The organism is Micrococcus sp. FDAARGOS_333, assembly GCF_002206575.2.
Classification (GTDB): Bacteria; Actinomycetota; Actinomycetes; order Actinomycetales; family Micrococcaceae; genus Micrococcus; species Micrococcus lylae.
This window is the reverse complement of the sequence record NZ_NJFJ02000001.1, coordinates 335,239-348,782: the sequence shown is the minus strand read 5'-3', so window position 1 is coordinate 348,782 and position 13,544 is coordinate 335,239. Positions and strand designations below refer to the sequence as shown.

Sequence of the window (13,544 nt, the reverse complement as noted above, 5' to 3'; positions counted from 1 at the left end):
GGAGCGAGACCGATTCGCAACCATGGCGGACTGTGTCGTGAGTGGCGAAAACACGTCGGAAGGTTCAGGCTAGATGACTGTGTCGAGTCCTCCTGCAGCTTCCCCGGCGAGGACGCGCGGCGCCCAGTCCACCTCCGGCGGCGGAGCGGGCCACCATACCCCCCGCCCCGGCACCCGTGTGAGCAAGGGCCCCGGTCGCGTCCCGGCCCTTGACGGCCTGCGCGGCATCGCCGTGCTCGCCGTCCTGGTCTTCCATGCCTGGCCCGCCCTGCTCCCGGGCGGCTTCGCCGGTGTGGACATGTTCTTCGTGCTGTCGGGATTCCTCATCACGGTCGGCCTCGTCCGCCAGATCGACTCCGGCCACGGCGTGAAGCTCGGCTCCTTCTGGATGCGACGCATCCGGCGCCTGGTCCCCGCCCTGATCCTGGCCCTCGTCGGCTCCACGGCCCTGGCCTGGCTCGCCGTCTCCGAGTTCCCGGCCGGCCTGCGCCGCGAATGGCTCGGCGCCCTGACGTACACCAGCAACTGGCTGATGATCCTGGACGGCAACGACTACTTCAACGCCGCCACCCCGCCGCTGTTCGAGCACCTCTGGTCCCTGGCCATCGAGGAGCAGTTCTACGTGGTGTGGCCGCTGCTGATCCTCGGCATCCTGCTGCTTTGTTGGCCGCGCAAGGGCACCTCCCGCTCCGCCCATGGGGCGGACGCCGTCCGCATGGGCGTCGTGCTGTCCCTGGCGATCGCGTCCGCGGTGGGCATGGCGGTCGGCCAGCTCTCCGGTGCCCCGCAGACCCGCATGTACTTCGGCACGGACACGCACGCCTTCGGGCTGTTGTTCGGTGCCACCGTGGCTCTGGCGCAGACCCACGTGACCCGTCCGGAGCAGGGCGGCCGTGAGCCCTCCACCGGACCGGTCCGCACGGCGCTGGCCTGGGCCGGCCTGGCGGTCCTGATCTGCGCCTTCTTCGTGGTGGACGGCACCGCGGCATACACCTACCTGGGTGTGCTCGCGGCGCTGTCCGCGCTCGTGGCACTTCTGATCCTGCACGCGGTCCAGGGCAACCGCCGCGACTCGTTCTCCAAGGCCATGTCCGGAGACTTCCTCGGATGGTGGGGCCGCCGCTCCTACGGCGCCTACCTGTGGCACTGGCCGCTGCTGGTGATCATGCGCATCATCGTCCCGGTCGACGCGCCGGAGTGGATCGAGCCGCTCGCCGCGGGCCTGGTCATCATCCTCACCGCCCTCATCGCCGAGGCCTCCGCCCGCATCGTGGAGGAGCCGATCCTCCACCACGGCTTCCGCGCCACCTTCCGCTCCTGGGGCGAGGGCATCAAGGCCGCCTGGACCGGTTCGGGCGTGCGCGCCGGCGGCCGCGGCCGTGCGGGTCGTCGTGCGGCCGGTTCCGGCAAGGCCCTGGTGGGCGTCGGCGCCGTGGCCCTGCTCGCCGTCCCCGTGGCGGCCGGCGCCGCCCTGGTCCATTCCCCGAGTCAGACGAAGCTCCAGCAGGAGATCGCCGACGCCGAGGATGCGCTCCGCGAGGCCGAGGCCGCGCAGGAGTCCCTGAAGGCCGAGGCGTCCAGGGCCGCCCAGGAGCGCGAGAAGGAGGGCAACGGGTCCGAAGCGTCCGAGGGTGAGTCCGACCCCTCCGAAAGCGGGTCTGCTCCGCCCTCCGGCGACCAGTTGGGCCTCGGCGACCCGAACGTGCTGCGTCCCGAGTTCACCGAGCAGGAGCTGGCGGAGAAGCTGCCGCCGTCCGTCCACGGTGAGGACATCAACCTCCTGGGCGACTCCGTCTCCCTGTCCTCCGCCCCCGAACTGCTCAAGCAGATGCCGGGCATCCGCATCGAGGCCGAGGTCGGCCACCAGCTCTGGGACGCCGCGGACCAGCTCGAGGAGATGGCCGCCACGGACGAGCTGCGCCCCATCACGGTGGTGGCGCTGGGCACCAACGGCGCCACCAGGGACAGCGACTGGGAGCGCATCCTGAACACGCTGGGCGAAGACCGTCTGCTGGTCCTCGTGATCCCGCACGGCCCGCCGGAGTGGGTCCCGGGCGTCCAGAAGCAGATGAAGGCGCTGGCCGAGCAGCACCCTGACCAGATCGTGGTGGCCGACTGGGACGCCGCCTCCAAGTACGTGCGCGAGTTCGCGCCGGACAAGGTGCACCCGCGTCAGAACGGCCAGCAGGTGTTCGCCCAGCTGATTCGCCGCACCATCGATGAGCGCCTGGGCGTGGACACCGCCGGGTGATCCACCCGCCGGCGTCCCTGGTTGTGGGGACAGCCTGGTGTTGCCGGGGCAACCTGGCGTTTTGGGGGTACAACACGGTCCCGTTCTGCGATCTCAACGCCGTGTCTTATCCCCACTCTGAGGGAGGCGGCGGCACACTCAGGGCACAGCACACCCGGGCACGCCGACGTCGGGCACACCGACGCGAACGGCCCCTCGCCAGCGGAAGGCGAGGGGCCGTCGTCGGGAAGCCCGGCTGAGACCGGGGCCGCGAGGAGCGGCAGGCCGGTCAGCGCTCGATGTCGCCGCGGATGAAGGCCTCCACGAGCTCGTGGGCCTCCTCGTCGTGGTGCTGCACCGGCGGGGACTTCATGAAGTAGGAGGACGCCGAGAGGATCGGGCCGCCGATGCCGCGGTCCAGGGCGATCTTCGCGGCGCGCACGGCGTCGATGATCACACCGGCCGAGTTCGGGGAGTCCCAGACTTCGAGCTTGTACTCCAGGGACACCGGGGCGTCGCCGAAGTTGCGGCCCTCGAGGCGGACGAAGGCCCACTTGCGGTCGTCGAGCCAGGCCACGTAGTCGGACGGGCCGATGTGCACGTCCTTCTCACCCAGCTGGGCGGAGGTGTTGGAGGTGACCGCCTGGGTCTTGGAGATCTTCTTGGACTCCAGGCGCTCGCGCTCGAGCATGTTCTTGAAGTCCATGTTGCCGCCCACGTTGAGCTGGTAGGTGCGGTCCAGGGTGACGCCACGGTCCTCGAACAGCTTGGCCATCACACGGTGGGTGATGGTCGCGCCGATCTGGGACTTGATGTCATCGCCCACGATCGGCACGCCGGCGGCGGTGAACTTGTCCGCCCACTCCTGGGTACCGGCGATGAACACCGGCAGGGCGTTCACGAAGGCGACCTTCGCGTCGATCGCGGCCTGGGCGTAGAACTTGTCCGCCTCCTCGGAGCCCACCGGCAGGTAGGAGACGAGCACGTCCACCTTCGCGTCCTTGAGGGCCTGGACGACGTCCACCGGCTCCTCCGCGGACTCCTCGATGGTCTCCTTGTAGTACTTGCCGAGGCCGTCCAGGGTGGGGCCGCGCTGCACCTTCACACCGGTGTTCGGGACGTCGGTGAGCTTGATGGTGTTGTTCTCCGAGGCCAGGATCGCCTCCGAGATGTCCAGGCCGACCTTCGCTGCATCCACGTCGAACGCCGCAACGAACTCCAGGTCGGAGACGTGGTAGTCGCCGAACTGGACGTGCATCAGGCCCGGGACGGTGTCCTCGGCCTTGGCGTCCTTGTAGTACTCGACTCCCTGGATCAGGGACGTCGCGCAGTTGCCGAGGCCGGCGATGGCGACGCGGATGGGGTTCTCTGCCACTTGTTCTCCTCGAAGTCTCCCCGGGCACACGTGCAGGTGGGCACGCCACAAGGGCGCGCCCGGTCCCGGGGTTTTGAGCTTGCGTTGCAGTCTACGCCCGACGCGCGTGGAGCCGGGCCCGGTGACCGGCGCGGTTCCTAGGATGGTGGGCATGACCTCTGACCCCTCGAAGGCTCCGCGGCCCGCCTCTGCCCGCCGTCCCGCGCCGCGCCGCGCCGCCGGACCGGTGCTACCGGAGCGTGCGGGGACGGGCGGCTCCTTCGCCACAGGCGGACAGGATGACGCGGCCGCCGTGAGCGGCGTCACCGATGAGCAGGCGCCCGCAGGTGCGCCAGGCACGGGGCGCGCCGCGGGCACCGCCGGAACGGGGCGCGCCGCAGGCACGACGACGGCACGCACCTCGGATGCGTCCCTCGCCGCAGCCGGGGGCCGGGAGGCCGAGGGCCGCTTCTCCCTGCCCGGCGGTCTGGCCGCCAACGGGTGGGGCCGGAAGACCGGCTCGTGGGCGTCGCCGGTGGCGATCGCCGCGCTGCTGGTGGGCCTGGCCGCCGCGGCGACGGTGCTGCAGAAGGCTCCGTGCCTGGTGCGCGGCTGGGGCGCCCCGAACGTCTACCTGGCCGGCTGCTACTCGGACTGGGCCGCGCTCTACGGCGGGCGCGGGTTCGCAGACAACGCGTGGGCGCCCTTCGCCGCCGGATCGACCTTCGAGTACCCGGTGCTGATGAGCCTCGTGGCCTCCGTGGCCGCGCAGATCACCCAGTGGGTGCCGGACGGCGGCAACGAGACCCTCGCGTTCTGGCTGGTCAACGCCGTCTTCGTGGTGGGCCTGTGGGCCGTCGTCGCGGTGCTGACCGTGCGCATGGCCGGGCGCCGATGGACCGACGGACTCATGGTGGCCGTGGCACCCGGCATGATCCTGGCCGGCACCATCAACTGGGACATGTGGGCCGTGGCACTGATGGCCTGGGGCATGTACGTGTGGGCCCGGTCCAAGCCGGGCTGGGCGGGCGTGCTGTTCGGCCTCGGCGCGGCCATGAAGATCTACCCGCTGCTGATCCTGGGGCCCCTGCTGATCCTGGCGGTGAGGTCCCGGCGCTTCGGCCCGTTCCTCAAGGCCCTGGCCGGCACTGTCGGGGCGTGGCTGGCGGTGAACCTGCCGCTGATGGTGCTGAACGTCGAGGCCTGGAAGCTGTTCTTCACCTTCTCCTCCGAACGCGGACCGGGCCTGTCCAGCGTGTGGCACGCCTGGGACGTGATGGCCCCGAAGATCGGCGGCCGCTACCTCCCGGACGAGTCGCTGTCCCTGATGGTCTACGGGGTGTTCGCCGTGTGGTGCGCCGCGGTGTTCCTGCTCGGCGTGCTGGCGAAGCACCCGCCCCGGCTGGCACAGCTGACGTTCCTGGTGGTGGCCGGATTCGTGCTGACCAACAAGGTGTACTCGCCGCAGTTCGTGATCTGGCTGATCCCGCTCATGGCGCTGGCCCTGCCGCGCTGGAAGGACTTCTGGGTCTGGCAGACGGTGGAGGTCCTCCACTTCTTCGCCGTGTGGATGTACCTGGCCAAGGGGGCCTCCGGCTCCGAGCCGCAGCATTCCATGGACGACTCCGTGTACGTGCTGGCGATCGTGGCCCACATGGTGGCCGTCCTCTGGCTCTGCGCCCGCGTGGTGGTGGAGATGTACCTCCCGCGCAAGGACCTGGTGCGGCAGGCGGCCGCGTCCAGCGTGGCGGCCGGCGTGGCGGCGGCGTCCGGGCCGGGCCGCGGAGGTGCGGCGTCCGGGCCGGGCCGCCCAGGCCCGGTGGACCTGGCCGCCGACCCGCTGGCCGGCGCCTACGCGGACTCCCCGCGGCGCTGAATCAGTGTGCGCTGAGCCATCAGGCGCAGGACCAGCAGGCGCTGAGCCACCAGGCGCAGAACCGCCAGGCGCAGAACCGCCATGTCCTGCGTCAGCAAGCCCTGCGCAGCCGGGTCAGGCGAAGTCCCAGCGGTGCACCGGGCAGTCCGGGTCCGGTTCGAGGGCGGGGGACTCCGGGCCGTCGACGGCGTCGGCCGCACCGGCGCCGGGACAGTCGCAGCGGGCGCCGGAGGCGAGGGTCGCGGCCTTCATCTGCTCGCGCCAGATGGCGTTGGGATCGTCGTTCGCATCGGCGCGGACGGGGATGGCGCGCTCCGGTGCGTCGGCGTCCGCGTGGGGGTGCCCGACCGCGTCCCGGTCCCGAGTGAAGCCCATGCGTACGATCCACCAGCCGGCCAACGTCCAGCCGATCATCAGCACCACGCCGATCGCCACCACGATCCAGATCTGCGCGTCCATCCCGGGCCTGTTCCTCGCTCTCGCACCCTCATGCCGGCTGCGTCGCCGACGCCTCCACCGTAGCCGCGCCGCCCCTGCGCCCCCGCACACGGCCGCGGTACGGTCGGACCATGACCGACACCTCCGCCGCAGCCACTGCCGCCCCGGGCCAGATGCCCGCGCACATCCAGGACCTGGCCGACTTCGTGACCGCCTCGCCCTCCAGCTACCACGCCGCGGAGGAGGTGGCACGTCGCCTCGAGGCCGTCGGGTTCACCCGCCTGGACGAGCACCAGGACTTCCCGTCGGCCCCGGGCGGGTACGTCGTCGTCCGCGACGGCGCCGCCATGGCCTGGATCATCCCGACCACCGTCGCCACCGCCGCCTCCGGTGAGACGGCAGACGGCGGTGAGGGCGCCGACGTCGTGCCGGTGTTCCGTGTCCTGGGCACCCACACCGACTCCCCGGGCTTCAAGCTCAAGCCGAACCACGCCACCGTCACCGCGGACGGCTGGGCGCAGACCGGCGTGGAGATCTACGGCGGACCGCTGCTGAACTCCTGGCTGGACCGCGAGCTGCGCTTCGCCGGCCGCCTCGCGCTCGCCGACGGCCGTCAGGTGCTCGCCGCCACCGGCCCGCTCGGCCGCATCCCACAGCTGGCCATCCACCTGGACCGCCAGGTCAACGAGGGCCTGCAGCTGCAGCGCCAGAAGCACATGCACCCGGTGGTCGGGGCGGCCCAGCCGGGGAATGGGTCCCTGGACGGCCCGGTGCAGGCCCGCCTCTGCGCGGACGTGCTGTCCGTGCTGGCCGAGGCCGCCGGCGTGGAGCCGGAGGCGATCATGGGCCATGACGTGATGGTCGCCGACGCCCAGGCCCCCGGCCTGTTCGGCGCGAACGGCGAGTTCCTGGCCTCCGGCCGGCTGGACAACCTGGCCTCCACCCACGCCGGGCTGGTGGCGCTCGAGCGCCTGGCCGGCGAGGGCGAGGGCGTGGAGTTCGCCGGACGCGTGGCCGACGGCATCGCGGGCGAGGCCGCCGGTGCCCCCGTCATCCCCCTGCTCGCCGCCTTCGACCACGAGGAGCTCGGCTCGGCCTCCCGCTCCGGTGCCGCCGGCCCGATCCTCGAGGAGATGGTCGGGCGCATCCAGACCGCCCTCGGTGTCGAGGGACAGGCGCGCGCCCGCTCGATCCACGGCTCCTGGCTGCTCTCCGCGGACACCGGCCACCTGGTCCACCCGAACTACGCCGAGCGCCACGACCCGGCCAACCACCCGCGCCCGAACGGCGGCATGCTGCTGAAGATCAACGCGAACCAGCGCTACGCCACGGACGCCGCCGGCGAGGCCGCGTTCGCCCGCTGGTCCGGCGTGGCCGGGGTGCCGTTCCAGGAGTTCGTCTCCAACAACGACTCCCCGTGCGGCTCCACCATCGGCCCCATCTCCGCCACCCGCCTGGGCATCCGCACCGTGGACGTGGGCATCGGCCTGCTGTCCATGCACTCGGCCCGCGAGATGTGCGGCGTGGAGGACATCGCGCACATGGGCAAGACCGTCGACGCCTTCTACGCGGGCGTCTGACGGGCTGGGTCCTCCTGCTCCTGCTGCCTCGTCGAGTGGGCGGATATTCCACGTTCTTCGCCTGAAGCGTGGAATATCTGCCCACTCGTCCGCGCTGACCCGTCCTCCACAGGCGACCGATACCCTCTTCCCGTCCACAGTCCACGCCTGATGCCCGACGACGGTGCGCGCCTTCGCGTGCACTGTCACCCATGAAGCACTCATCTGAACGCAGGAGCTCCTCGTCGCCGGCTCAGCGAGTGTCCGGAACCGCCGGCGCCTTCGCCGCCCATCCCACCCCGGTGGTGACCGCGCCGACGGCGGCCGCGCTCGGAGCGACCGGCACGCGGGGGCGCGGCAGGGGCGTCATGGTGCCGTCTCGTGGCCTTCGGCAGCGACGCGGCGACTCCGCCACCGGGATGCAGTGGGCCATCGCACATGCCCAGCAGGATCCGGGACTCGTGGTCAGCCACACCACCGCCGCCGAGCTCTGGGGGATCTGGCTGCCGAGGCGACTCGGGGGAGCGGCGCACCTGACGCGACTGCGTGGCCGTCGCACCGCCGAGGGCGGGGCAGTCGGGACCCGACCGAGGAGACCGGGCGTGCACGGCCATCTGCAGAGCATCCCCGACGACCATCTCCACGTGGTGCACGATCAGCACGGTGACTGGAGAGTGACCGACGCCGTCTGGACCTGGGCCGAGCTCGGAGCCTGCGGACTCGGGCTGGAGGAGCTCGTCATTGCCGGCGAGGCCCTGCTGAGGCGAGCCGACGGACCGAGGGGCGGGGCCGCCGTCGAGAAGGAGCACCCGCTGTCCTGTGTGACGGACCTGCGTGCCGTGGTCGAAGCACGGGGCAGACTGCGCGGCAAGCGGCTGCTGACCGCGGCGCTGGAGCTGGTGAGGTCGGGGTCGGACTCTCCGACCGAGTCTCGGCTGCGTCTGCGCCTGGTGGAGGCGGGCTTCCCGGAGCCCGAGCTGAACGGTCGGGTGCTGCTGGGCGTGGAGCCCGACGGGTGGGAGGACTGGTCGGGGCGGAAGGACCTGCTGTGGCGGCGGTGGAGGATCGCGGTCGAATACGAAGGGGCGCATCACTTCGAGCTGGCGGAGCAGTACCGGCGGGACATGAGGCGGGACGAGGCCCTGCGGGAGCGGGGCTGGATCGTGCTGCGCGTGGATCGCCACGTGTGGACGAGGGCCGGGTGGATGCGGTTCGTGGAGAGGCTGCGGTCGGCATTCGTCCGGCAGGGCGGCTGAAGCGGCAGGGTCGGCCGAGTCGAGTGGGCGGGTATTCCACGATCTCGGCGCGAAACGTGGAACAACTGCCCACTCGACGCAGCAGGAGAGGTGCCTCTTCAGTCCCGGCGCAGCTCCATCCGGGGCAGGTCCTTCTTCGGGTCCGGCCGCCCGGCCAGCACCTTCACGGTGTTGAGGTTCCGGGCGGTTCCGGAGCGGCCCAGGATGCGCTCGATCCGCGGCAGGGTGAGCTTCGAGGAGCGGGTGTCCACGGCGTAGCGGATCCACACGCCGCGGCCGGTGGCCAGGCAGCGGTCCTGCCCGACGTCCTCGGCCATGAGTCGGGCGGCGTCGTCGGGGTCCGGGGCGGAGTCGAGCAGCACCAGATGGGCCTGGCGCGGCAGGAACCGGCCGTCCGCGACCTCCCCGGCCGTCGGTGCCAGGTCGCTCGCCTCCCAGGCGTCCAGCAGGGAGGCGATCTCCGCGGCGGTCGCCTCGTGCACGGGGGTCTCCACGTCCAGGCGGGCCAGGATCAGCCGGGAGAGCATCGCGGCGACCTCGGCGGCGGGACGGCGCTCGCCGATCCGGCACAGCACGTTCCCGGAGTTCAGGTGCACGGTCGCGTCCTCGGCGCCGGCCTCGGCGGCGAGCTCGGCCAGCTCCGCCTTGGGCACGCGGTTCCGTCCGCCCACGTTGACGCCGCGCAGCAGCAGCACGTGGGTGTGGTGGTGGTCGGTGCGGTCCATGGGGTCTCCTTCGCGTGGCGTGCGTGGGTCGGCGCCCCCGGTGCTTCCCGACGACGGCCGGTCTCCTGCTGTCTGCATTCTCGCCTCTGCGGCTGTGATCAGTCTCGCCCTCCGGGGCGCGTTCCCGCGGTGGTAGGATGGATCAGGTTGTCTGCGTGCCGCCGAAGAGTGCGGGCCGACGCGCAGACGACGAGCACAGAACCTCCTGCCACGGAGAGACCGTGGCCGCAAGCCCAGAGGAGGTGGGTTCGCATGCGTGCTTATGAGCTGATGGTGCTGATCGACCCTGAGGTCGACGAGCGCACCGTGGAGCCGACCCTCAAGAAGTACCTTGAGGTCATCACCAAGGACGGCGGCACCGTCGACAACGTCGACGTGTGGGGTCGCCGCAAGACGGCCTACGAGATCCAGAAGAAGTCCGAGGCCATCTACGTGGTCATCAACTTCACCTCGGAGCCGGCCACCGCCCAGGAGATCGACCGACTGCTGTCGCTCAACGAGACCATCCTGCGCACCAAGATCATCCGCCCGGAGGAGCAGCGGGTCGCCGCCGAGTGACCCACCGCGTCCGGGTGACCTGAGAGCATCGGACACACACCCCGGTCCCCGGGACCGGAATCGACGCTGATCCATCTGCGAACACAGGAGTGACCATGGCCGGAGACACCATCATCACCGTGGTCGGCAACCTGACTGCCGACCCTGAGCTGCGCTTCACCCCGAACGGTGCCGCCGTCGCCAACTTCACCGTTGCCTCGACGCCGCGCACGTTCGACCGCCAGACGAACGAGTGGAAGGACGGGGAGACCCTGTTCCTGCGCTGCTCGATCTGGCGTGAGGCCGCGGAGAATGTGGCGGAGTCCCTGACCAAGGGCATGCGCGTCGTCGCGCAGGGCCGCCTGAAGGCCCGCTCCTACCAGGACCGTGAGGGCAACAACCGCACTTCCTGGGAGATGGACGTGGACGAGGTCGGCCCGTCGCTGCGCTACGCCACCGCCAAGGTGACCCGTTCGCAGCGCGGTGGCGGCGGAGGCGGCGGCATCGGCGGCCAGCAGGGCGGCGGCGACTTCGGTGGCGGCCAGTCTGCAGGCGGCTTCGGCGGCAACTCCGGCGGCTTCGGCGGCGGCCCTTCGCAGGGCGGCGGCTGGGGCGGCCAGCAGGGCGGTGGCAACGCCGCCCCGCAGGACCCGTGGTCCGGCGCCGGCGGCGGTGGAGGCTGGGACACCCCGTCCTCCAACGAGCCCCCGTTCTGATCCGTGGCGCCCGGTGTGGGCGCAGCCTCTCAGGGCATCTGACCGTCCGGGCTTCCGAGCCCGGAGGCCGGCACTGAACCGCCGGCCCCCTTCTCCGCCTCGCGGCGCCGCTGCGAGGCACCCCCGCCGCCGGTCCGTGACACGGCCGGAGGCGTTCCATCCCGCAGAACCGTTCTGCGGGCTCCACCAGACACAAGGAGCACCACGATGGCAAAGGCTGACATCCGTAAGCCCAAACCGAAGTCCAACCCGCTGAAGGCCGCCGGCGTCACTGTCGTCGACTACAAGGACGTCGCCCTCCTGCGCAAGTTCATCTCCGACCGCGGCAAGATCCGCGCTCGCCGCGTGACCGGCGTGACCGTCCAGGAGCAGCGCAAGATCGCCCAGGCCATCAAGAACGCCCGTGAGGTCGCCCTGCTTCCTTACGCCGGCGCCGGCCGCGGCTGATCGAGCGAGTCGAGAGAGGAAGTACACCAGATGGCAAAGCTCATCCTGACCCACGAGGTGACTGGTCTCGGCGCTGCCGGTGACGTGGTCGAGGTCAAGAACGGTTACGCCCGCAACTACCTGGTCCCGCGCGGTTTCGCCACCGTGTGGACCAAGGGCGGGCAGAAGCAGGTCGAGCAGATCAAGGCCGCCCGCGCCGCCCGCGCCGTGGCGAACCTTGAGGAGGCCCAGGCCCTGGCCGCCAAGCTGCAGGAGACCCCCGTGCAGCTCGAGCGCACCGCCGGTGCCGAGGGTCGCCTGTTCGGCGCCGTGAAGCAGGCCGACATCGCCGAGGCCATCGAGGCCGCCGGCATCGGCTCCGTGGACAAGCGCTCCATCACCATCCCGCAGGCCATCAAGGCCGTGGGCCACCACCAGGCCCAGGTCCGCCTGCACGAGGACGTCGTCGCCGACGTCGAGGTGCAGGTCCTGGCCGCCAAGACGAAGAAGAAGTGAGACCCACTCCTGATTCGTCACCGGTGATGTGACCGCCGTCGGGGGACCCCGGCATGCACCGCAGGGTGCGTGCCGGGGTCCTCTGCTGTCTCCGGGGGGCTGCGTAGTCTGCGTGGGGCGACGCGGGGTTCTGCGTTGCATCCGGGTCCTGCGCGGGGTCCTGCGCGGCGCCGTCAGGCTCGCCAACTGGTGAGGACTCACCCTCTCAAGCGCCGAGGACCGGGGGTCAGACGGTGTGTCCTCGCCAGTAGGCGAGGGCGCTGTGGGGTGTTCACCTGGCGACTCGGACGGGCACCCGGCTGCCCGCAGGGCGCAGAATGCTTCCGGCACCCGGCACCCGGCACCCGGCACCCGGCACCCGGCACCCGGCACCCGGCACCCGGCACCCGGCTCTCGGCTCTCGGCTCTCGGCACCTGGCACCCCGTGGCCCGAGCACCCGATCACCCCGTGGCCCGAGCACCCGATCGCCCCGGGGCCCGAGCACCCCAGCACGCGGGCGCGCCGTCCAGCACGCCGGCACCCCGTCGAGCATCGAGAGGAGACGACCCATGACCGCACCCGGCACCCAAGCACCCGCGGCCGCCCGGCCGCCGCTGTGGACCCGTGACTTCGTTCTGGTCTCGGTGGGCTACCTGTTCGTCTCGATGATCTTCTACCTGCTGATGACGTCGATGGCGCTCTACGCGGTGGAGCGGTTCGGCGCCTCGGACACGGTGGCGGGCGTGGTGACCGGCTCGTTCGTACTCGGTGCGGTGGTCACCCGCCTGGTCACGCCGCCGTCCATGGAGGCCTGGGGGCGCCGCCGCACCATGGTGGTGGCGATGGTCCTGTACGTCCTGTCCTCCGCCGCCTACCTGGTGGCGACCTCTGTCCCGCTGCTGATCGCGGTCCGGTTCGTGCAGGGCATGTGCTTCGGCGCCGGTGCCACGGTGCTGGCCACCGCGGTGCAGTCGATCATCCCGCCGTCCCGCCGCTCGGAGGGGACCGGCTGGTTCTCCACGGCCATGACGGTCTCGAGCGCCATCGGACCCATGACGGCGATCCTGGTGATCAGCCGCTTCGGCTACGAGTGGCTGTTCGTCACGGCCACGCTCATCACGCTCGACGCCCTGGTCTGCGCACTGGCGCTGCGCCGCATCCCGGAGCCGACGCCCACCGGCCGGTTCCGACTGACCCGTGCGGGGATCTTCGCCTCCGAGGCCGCCCCGATCGCGGTGATCACGGCGGCCGCGGGCATGCTCTACGGCGGCGGCGTGCTCGCGTTCCTGGCCGGCTACGCGCGGGATCACGGCATCGGCGCGACCGCCACCAGCGTGTTCTTCCTGCTCTTCGCGCTGGGCACCCTCGTCGGCCGCTTCGTGCTGGGCCCACTGCAGGACCGCCGGGGCGACGATGTCCTCGCCTACCCCGTGCTCATCGCCTACGCGGTGTCCTTCGTCCTGCTCTCCCAGTGGCACACGGCCACGGGGCTGCTGGTGTGCGGGTTCCTGTTCGGCCTCAGCCACGGCCCGCTGATCAGCGGCTTCCAGACCATTGCGGTGCAGGCGGTGCCGCCGCAGAAGTTCGGTGTGGCCACGGGCACGTACTTCCTGCTGCTGGACATCGCCACGGGCCTGGGGCCGATCATCGTGGGCGTGGTCGGCGCAGCCATCGGGCTGAGCTCCGCCTACCTCGTCTCCGGCGTCGTCATGGCGCTGCTGACGGCGTACTACTGGCTCGTCCACGGCCGCCACACGGCCTCCCGAGCCGCCTGACGGCGGACGGCCGCCCGCTCTTCGGAAGGCGGCAGCGCGCCGTCGTCGTGCCCCCGCCGTCCTTCCCGACGACGGCTCCTCGCCTCCGCCTGTCCGGGGAGACTCCGGAGCCCGAGGGGTTTCGTCTGGGCGGCCGATCGTCCCATGATGGCGGAC

General features: G+C 71.4%; 12 protein-coding genes. 9 read left to right on the top strand and 3 right to left on the bottom strand.

Features of this window, described 5'->3' with window-relative positions:
- Positions 1–73: 73 nt before the first annotated feature.
- Entirely contained in the window at positions 74–2,251 is a 2,178-nt protein-coding gene (locus tag CEQ11_RS13015; RefSeq protein ID WP_088477551.1) for an acyltransferase family protein, read from the top strand.
- Between the two features lie 268 nt (positions 2,252–2,519).
- Here CEQ11_RS13015 and CEQ11_RS01690 read toward each other — a convergent pair whose 3' ends face one another.
- Entirely contained in the window at positions 2,520–3,605 is a 1,086-nt protein-coding gene (locus tag CEQ11_RS01690) for an inositol-3-phosphate synthase (RefSeq protein WP_088477550.1), read from the bottom strand.
- A gap of 151 nt (positions 3,606–3,756) precedes the next feature.
- On the opposite strand from CEQ11_RS01690, the gene CEQ11_RS01685 reads away from it, so the two are divergent.
- Positions 3,757–5,460: a glycosyltransferase family 87 protein gene (locus CEQ11_RS01685; RefSeq protein WP_088477549.1), complete on the top strand. Its 1,704-nt coding sequence runs from the start codon at positions 3,757–3,759 to the stop codon at positions 5,458–5,460.
- A gap of 114 nt (positions 5,461–5,574) precedes the next feature.
- Here the strand turns inward: CEQ11_RS01685 and CEQ11_RS01680 are convergent, their stop codons facing one another.
- Complete coding sequence (locus CEQ11_RS01680) at positions 5,575–5,919, bottom strand: hypothetical protein (RefSeq protein WP_088477548.1); 345 nt, start codon at positions 5,917–5,919, stop codon at positions 5,575–5,577.
- A gap of 110 nt (positions 5,920–6,029) precedes the next feature.
- Here CEQ11_RS01680 and CEQ11_RS01675 point away from each other — a divergent pair, with 110 nt between their 5' ends.
- Entirely contained in the window at positions 6,030–7,478 is a 1,449-nt protein-coding gene (locus CEQ11_RS01675) for a M18 family aminopeptidase (protein ID WP_088477547.1), read from the top strand.
- A 191-nt stretch (positions 7,479–7,669) separates the two neighbouring features.
- On the top strand, positions 7,670–8,713 hold the full coding sequence (locus CEQ11_RS01670) for a hypothetical protein (protein ID WP_127913434.1): 1,044 nt from the start codon (positions 7,670–7,672) through the stop codon (positions 8,711–8,713).
- A 98-nt stretch (positions 8,714–8,811) separates the two neighbouring features.
- Here CEQ11_RS01670 and CEQ11_RS01665 read toward each other — a convergent pair whose 3' ends face one another.
- Positions 8,812–9,438 (bottom strand): DUF1697 domain-containing protein, encoded by a 627-nt coding sequence (locus CEQ11_RS01665; RefSeq protein ID WP_193762965.1) that lies wholly within the window; start codon positions 9,436–9,438, stop codon positions 8,812–8,814.
- Positions 9,439–9,690: 252 nt separating this feature from the next.
- Between CEQ11_RS01665 and rpsF the strand changes: the two genes are divergently transcribed.
- The 5 genes from rpsF (at position 9,691) to CEQ11_RS01635 (ending at position 13,388) form a co-directional block, all read left to right on the top strand.
- A complete protein-coding gene (rpsF, locus tag CEQ11_RS01660) occupies positions 9,691–9,996 on the top strand; it encodes a 30S ribosomal protein S6 (RefSeq protein ID WP_070639590.1) in 306 nt (101 codons plus the stop codon).
- Positions 9,997–10,091: 95 nt separating this feature from the next.
- Positions 10,092–10,691 carry a single-stranded DNA-binding protein gene (locus CEQ11_RS01655; protein ID WP_088477544.1) on the top strand — a complete coding sequence of 200 codons (600 nt, stop codon included), beginning with the start codon at positions 10,092–10,094 and terminating at the stop codon, positions 10,689–10,691.
- Positions 10,692–10,898: 207 nt separating this feature from the next.
- Positions 10,899–11,138 (top strand): 30S ribosomal protein S18, encoded by a 240-nt coding sequence (gene rpsR / locus CEQ11_RS01650; protein ID WP_067191663.1) that lies wholly within the window; start codon positions 10,899–10,901, stop codon positions 11,136–11,138.
- A gap of 30 nt (positions 11,139–11,168) precedes the next feature.
- Positions 11,169–11,633: a 50S ribosomal protein L9 gene (gene rplI / locus CEQ11_RS01645; RefSeq protein WP_088477543.1), complete on the top strand. Its 465-nt coding sequence runs from the start codon at positions 11,169–11,171 to the stop codon at positions 11,631–11,633.
- Between the two features lie 549 nt (positions 11,634–12,182).
- On the top strand, positions 12,183–13,388 hold the full coding sequence (locus CEQ11_RS01635) for an MFS transporter (protein WP_088477541.1): 1,206 nt from the start codon (positions 12,183–12,185) through the stop codon (positions 13,386–13,388).
- Positions 13,389–13,544 lie beyond the last annotated feature (156 nt).

Bases quoted from the DNA above. Each gene is read 5' to 3' on its own strand.
- CEQ11_RS13015 (WP_088477551.1), top strand. From the start codon at position 74: ATGACTGTGTCGAGTCCTCCTGCAGCTTCCCCGGCGAGGACGCGCGGC.
- CEQ11_RS01685 (WP_088477549.1), top strand. From the start codon at position 3,757: ATGACCTCTGACCCCTCGAAGGCTCCGCGGCCCGCCTCTGCCCGCCGT.
- CEQ11_RS01680 (WP_088477548.1), bottom strand. From the start codon at position 5,919: ATGGACGCGCAGATCTGGATCGTGGTGGCGATCGGCGTGGTGCTGATG.
- CEQ11_RS01675 (WP_088477547.1), top strand. From the start codon at position 6,030: ATGACCGACACCTCCGCCGCAGCCACTGCCGCCCCGGGCCAGATGCCC.
- CEQ11_RS01670 (WP_127913434.1), top strand. From the start codon at position 7,670: ATGAAGCACTCATCTGAACGCAGGAGCTCCTCGTCGCCGGCTCAGCGA.
- CEQ11_RS01665 (WP_193762965.1), bottom strand. From the start codon at position 9,438: ATGGACCGCACCGACCACCACCACACCCACGTGCTGCTGCTGCGCGGC.
- rpsF (WP_070639590.1), top strand. From the start codon at position 9,691: ATGCGTGCTTATGAGCTGATGGTGCTGATCGACCCTGAGGTCGACGAG.
- CEQ11_RS01655 (WP_088477544.1), top strand. From the start codon at position 10,092: ATGGCCGGAGACACCATCATCACCGTGGTCGGCAACCTGACTGCCGAC.
- rpsR (WP_067191663.1), top strand. From the start codon at position 10,899: ATGGCAAAGGCTGACATCCGTAAGCCCAAACCGAAGTCCAACCCGCTG.
- rplI (WP_088477543.1), top strand. From the start codon at position 11,169: ATGGCAAAGCTCATCCTGACCCACGAGGTGACTGGTCTCGGCGCTGCC.
- CEQ11_RS01635 (WP_088477541.1), top strand. From the start codon at position 12,183: ATGACCGCACCCGGCACCCAAGCACCCGCGGCCGCCCGGCCGCCGCTG.